This window comes from Scytonema sp. UIC 10036 (assembly GCF_009725235.1).
Map to the genome: position 1 here is coordinate 1 of NZ_WJFC01000361.1, position 6,151 is coordinate 6,151.

A 6,151-nucleotide genomic window follows, 5' to 3' on the forward strand; every position below is an offset into this window, starting at 1 on the left:
CCCCCTACCCCCTACCCCCTCTCCTCAATGAAACTCAAGTACTGGAATTTGCACAAGGACAAATTTCACGCGTACTTGGTAAAGACTTTGAAAGTATCGATCCTTACACCAAAAGAGTCCGCCTTCCGTGTCCTCCTTATCTGTTTGTCAGTCGGGTTATCAAACTAGAAGGTAAAAGAGGCGAGTATGACACTGGTTTTATCCAAACTGAGTATGATGTTCCTCAAAATGCTTGGTATTCCATTGATGGTCAAATTCCCTTGGGAATCTATGAAGAAGCAGGACAGGGAATCTTACTTTTACTGGGTTATCTGGGAACTGACTTTGAGAATCAAGGGCAAAGGTCATTTCGGTTATTAGATCTTACAGCCAAATTTCTCTGTGAGCCACCTCAAGAAATCAAAACACTTCGTTATGATATCAAAATTGATTCTTACGTCAGGACGACAACCAACTTAATTGTCTTTTTTCAAGCAGAGTGTTTCGTTGGGAAAAAACCGATTATAAAAATTTCTGGAGGCTGTGCTGGGCTATTTTCTGAGGAAGAACTCGCGCAAGGTCAAGGTATTATAGTTACCGAGCGAGAAGAGAAACAAAGAAGCCGCATTCAAAAGAAGACTTTTCAACCGCTACTGTTGTGTCAAAAATCTACTTTTGAGAAGGAAGATTTACTTCACTTAAGCCAGGGAAATATTGCAGCTTGCTTTGGAGATAATTACGAACAAAATGGCTTGAATCCATCACTCCGATTACCCTCAAAAAAGCTTGCAATGGTCGATCGCATAATATCTGTCGATCCTAAAGGAGGAGTTGCGGGATTGGGTCTAGTCATTGCTGAAAAAATTGTAGAGCCAAACGACTGGTATTTTCTCTGTCACTTCAAAAATGACCCGACTATGCCTGGTAGTCTCATGATAGAAGGCAGTTCTCAGCTATTGCAATTTTACACTCTTTTCCTGGGACTGCAAAAGTGTACTTCAAATGCTAGGTTTCAACCAATTGCCCAACGCCCACAGGTATCGCGTTTTCGCGGACAAGTAACTCCAACTTCTGGAAAATTGATCTACCGATTGGAAGTTATGGAAATCAGTCTGTCTCCAACACCTTACATTATATGTAATGTCGATATTATCTTTGGAGATAAAACAATTGCTACCGCTCAAAACCTGGGTTGGCAATTATCTGAAAAGTCAGAACAAACATTATTTGTCAAACAAAATTTGCTTCAAAAACAAGTTTTATTTAATGAATTACAAGTTCAAGAACTGACTCAAGGCGCTGTTGCTAGCTGTTTGGGTCCAGAATATCACATTTATGACAATCGTCGTTCTGTGTGTCTGCCAAATAGAGATTTATGCTTGGTCAGTCGTATTCTCGAATTTGAAGGCAAACGACACGATTTGACAAAAACTGCCAATCTAGTCACTGAATATGATGTTTCTCCAGAAGCCTGGTTTTTCCGTCATAATTCTTATCCTTATTTGCCCTACTGTACTTATATTGAAATAGCCGGTCAGCCTTGTATTTTCTTGGGTGTTTACCTTGGAGCGACTTTATTATTGCCTGAGGAAAACCTTCATTTTCGCAATCTTGATGGTAAAGGCATAATTTTTAAAGATGTGGATGTCCGTGGTAAAACTATTACCGACAAAGTGCTCCTAAAATCATCAACTGTGGTTCAAGGAGCAATCATTCAAAAGTTTGATTTTCAATTATTTTGTGATGGCGAGCTTTTTTATCAAAGTGAGATGGTGTTTGGCTATTTTAGCGACCAAATGCTGGCGAATCAAGTTGGGTTGGATGGCGGAAAAATTGTACGTCCTTGGTATGAGGAAAAGAAGAACGAGTCTTTATCAGCGATCGCGATAAATCTCAACAATCCCATCCATCAGGATAAGTTTTATCAAGCGTTACCGAGCAAACCATACTACCATCTAGCTCACAGTCAGTTAAATTTTCTCAATGAAGTTTTGATTGTAGAAGCAGGCGGAAAATATCAACAAGGCTACATCTACGCTAGTAAAGATATTAGCCCAAGAGACTGGTATTTCCCCTATCATTTTCATCAAGACCCTGTTATGCCAGGATCGTTAGGAATTGAGGCTATTATGCAAGCAATGCAAGTTTATGCATTACAACTTGACTTGGGAAGACAGTTTAAATCTCCTCGATTTGGACAAGTTCTTAACCATGAGATGACCTGGAAGTATCGCGGTCAAATTACTCCAGAAAATCGCAAAATGTATCTTGAGGTTCATATCTCAAAAATTGATGTCAATAACGAACAAGTCATTGTTGTTGGTGATGCAAGTTTGTGGAAAGACAACATGAGAATTTACGAAGTGAAAAACGTAGCAATTTCTTTATCAGAATCATAGGAGTTTTAAAATGTTAACGAATGGCAATGGAAAGGGAAAAAACGCACAAAATTCGTCTGCATCTCTCCTAGAGAGTGGCGGTGATAATACAAGTTATTTCAACGATACAAACAAAGCTTGGAAGGGTTATTTAGACTTAATTTCCTTTGATGAAGCTGGAATCAAAGCTCGGCTTTTGAATTTGCACCAACCCTGTTATATCCTTAAAGATCGAAATCGAATTGGTATTGCCAACCATGGTTGTTCCTACGACTTTGACAACAGTCAGGGCGGGTTGATAGAGATTTTGATGGTAGCACCACCCATGCTACCGCAACATTTAGGCGATCGCGACTTCTTAAATTTTCATGGAGTCAAGTACGCCTATGCGGCTGGTGCTATGGCTGGTGGTATTGCATCAGCAGAATTAGTCATTGCGCTAGGAAAAGCAGGTTTTCTGGCTAGTTTTGGCTCTGCTGGCTTAGTTCCTGCTCGGGTTGAAGCAGCCATTCAGCAAATCCAACAAGCCCTTCCCAACGGACCTTATGCATTTAACCTCATTCACAGTCCTAGTGAAGAAGCGTTAGAACGGCGAGCTGTCGATTTGTACTTAAAATATGGTGTGAGAACTGTAGAAGCTTCTGCATTTATGGATTTGACACCCCATATTGTGCGTTATCGAGCTTCGGGTTTGAGTGTCAATGCACTCGGTCAAATCGAAGTTAAAAACAAAATTATTGCCAAAATTTCTCGTCCAGAAGTAGCATCGCAATTTTTACAGCCAGCGCCTGCAAAAATTCTCAAGCAGTTAGTTGAAGAACAACTGATTACAGAGTTACAAGCCAATTTAGCTCAAAAAGTTCCCATGGCGGATGACATCACGGTAGAAGCCGATTCAGGCGGTCATACAGATAACCGTCCCTTGGTTTGTCTGCTTCCTTCCATCATCTCTTTGCGAGATCGAATGCAGCAGAAGTACCGCTACGAAAGACGGGTGAGAGTTGGTGCAGGAGGAGGTATTGGAACGCCAGAATCAGCATTAGCCGCCTTTATGATGGGAGCGAGTTATATAGTGACAGGGTCTATCAATCAAGCCTGCGTCGAAGCAGGTACCTCTGCTCATACAAAACGTTTGTTAGCCCAAGCTGGCATAGCAGACGTTATTATGGCTCCATGTGCCGATATGTTTGAGTTGGGAGTAAAGGTACAACTACTCAAGCGCGGGACTCTTTTCCCGATGCGAGCACAAAAATTGTACGATCTTTATAAAAACTATAATTCCATCGACGAAATTCCCACTGCGGAAAGACAAAAATTAGAAGAACAAATCTTTGGCAAAAGTTTAGAAACCGTTTGGCAAGAAACAGTTACCTTCTTCACCGAACGCGATCCAGAGCAAATTGTTAGAGCCAACAACAACCCCAAACGAAAAATGGCTCTGATTTTCCGGTGGTATCTGGGACTATCCTCACGCTGGGCTAGTTCTGGCGAAAAAAACCGAGAGATGGATTACCAAATTTGGTGCGGACCTGCGATCGGTGCTTTTAATGAATGGGTTCAAGGAACTTACCTAGCCGCCCCAGAAGCACGACGTGTAGCAGACGTTGCCTATCATATAATGACCGGAGCCGCATACTTATATCGTTTACAAAACTTAAAACTGCAAGGCTTGCAATTACCAGCCCACTTCAGCTACTACCATCCAGTTTCTAGGGGTAGGGGGTAGGGGTAGGGGTAGGGGGACAAGGAAGAATAACTAATCAATCCCCAATCCAAAATCCAAAATCCAAAATCCAAAATCCCAAATAAAGTTTTTGTAAAGTTCGCGAAATTATACTTTTTGGATGTGAAGAACTTAATAACAGTTAGCTATAGCGTTTTTCATTCGGATGAAGTACAAATCCATCTGCGTGCATCCGCGTTCATCTGCGGTTCCTTAACTCCTAAAAGTATAGCACCCAATTGAAAAGCGCTATATTCCACAAAGCATCAGAAAAATTAACTGTTTAAGACTTAGCTCCAGAAATATTACTTAATAAACTTCAACCTCAACTCATATTTAAAGGAATCGGTGCATGGCTATTTCAAATAAACAGTCTCAAACCGCAGAAAGCATTCAATCTTGGTTAATCAATGAGTTTGCTGAAAGACTAGAACTCTCCCAAGATGAAATCGACGTAAATGAGCCATTTGATAACTACGATCTGACTTCTGCTGAGACAATGATTTTACTTGGAAAACTGGAAAAGTGGTTGGGAATCAAACTCAACCCCACCCTGATCTTCAACTATCCAACTATTGCAGAACTAGGCGATCGCTTAGCTGAATAAATTATTACTCCCTTTCCGCCATAAGATTACCGAGCTTCTTCTCCTCTTTCGAAGTAAAAAACTCCTCTTTCCTCTGTGTCCTCTGCGCCTCTGCGGTTCAAAAATAATTTATTTAACAGCAGAGTTGCAGCAGAGCGCAGATAAAAAAGATAACGAAAAATGGTAAAAAAAAATGGAACCAATTGCAATTATAGGTATTAGCTGCCGATTTCCGGGAGCAGATAATCCAGAGGCTTTTTGGCAACTCCTCCGTGATGGAGTCGATGCTATTACAGAAATACCCTCCAATCGCTGGGATATCCGGCAATTTTATGACCAAGATCCAGAAATTTCCGGTAAGATGAATTCGCGCTGCGGTGGCTTTTTGCAGCAGGTAGACCAGTTTGACCCTCAGTTTTTTGGAATTTCACCGCGAGAGGCGGTTTCGATGGACCCCCAACAACGACTCTTGCTAGAGGTGGCTTGGGAAGCATTGGAAGATGCGGGACAGGTACAAGAACAGTTGTCTGGTTCGCAAACTGGCGTGTTTGTTGGCATTTCTACGAACGATTACACTCTGATTCAGGGAGAGGAATATTCTCAGCGACCTCAGGGTTACGATTTAACGGGTAATGTATTGAGCATTGCGGCTGGTCGAATTTCTTATCAGTTTAATTTAAGGGGACCGAGCATGGCAATTGACACTGCTTGTTCTTCTTCACTGGTTGCTGTTCACCTCGCCTGTCAAAATCTGTGGAATGGAGATGCGACCATGGCTTTGGCTGGGGGCGTGAACGTCATCGTTTCGCCCACTGGTAACATTGGTCTTACCAAGCTAAAAGCGCTGTCTCCCGATGGGCGCTGCAAAACTTTTGATGCGGATGCTAACGGTTATGTTCGGAGTGAGGGAGTCGGTTTTGTTGTTCTCAAACCTTTAACAAAAGCTTTGGCGGACAAAGACCGGATTTATGCGCTGATTCGAGGGAGTGCTATTAACCACGATGGTCGCAGCAAGGGATTGACTGTACCTTACGGTCCCGCGCAGGAAGCACTCATTCGTCAAGCATTGGAGAAAGCTGAGGTAGCACCTGCTGACATTAGCTACATCGAACTGCACGGTACAGGAACTCCTTTAGGCGATCCAATTGAAGCGATCGCTCTGGGAAATGTGCTTGCTCAAGAGCGTCCTCCTGAAAGCTACTGCACTGTAGGTTCAGTGAAAAGCAATATTGGGCATTTAGAAGCCGCTTCTGGTATTGCTGGTTTAATCAAAGTTGCATTATCGCTCAAGAACAAACACCTACCACCAAATCTGCATTTTCACAAGCCCAATCCTTATATTCCTTTTGAAACCCTACCAATACGGATATCGCAAGCTCTGACGCCTTGGTCTACTGAGACTACCCCAGCCTTTGCTGGCGTTAGCTCTTTTGGTTTTGCTGGAACCAATGCTCATGTCATCCTAGAAGAAGCTCCCCCCCTCTC

The 6,151-nt window shown here is 42.4% G+C and carries 3 protein-coding genes and 1 pseudogene; all 4 read left to right on the plus strand.

Features of this window, described 5'->3' with window-relative positions:
• Positions 1–2,378, plus strand: a pseudogene (locus tag F7734_RS60035) (short-chain dehydrogenase); the annotation flags it as partial.
• A gap of 10 nt (positions 2,379–2,388) precedes the next feature.
• On the plus strand, positions 2,389–4,083 hold the full coding sequence (locus F7734_RS60040) for a PfaD family polyunsaturated fatty acid/polyketide biosynthesis protein (protein WP_155753645.1): 1,695 nt from the start codon (positions 2,389–2,391) through the stop codon (positions 4,081–4,083).
• A 349-nt stretch (positions 4,084–4,432) separates the two neighbouring features.
• Entirely contained in the window at positions 4,433–4,687 is a 255-nt protein-coding gene (locus F7734_RS60045) for an acyl carrier protein (protein WP_155753646.1), read from the plus strand.
• 172 nt (positions 4,688–4,859) lie between these two features.
• Positions 4,860–6,151: polyketide synthase (locus tag F7734_RS60050; RefSeq protein WP_166482835.1), on the plus strand; the 1,292-nt coding region annotated here is incomplete at its 3' end.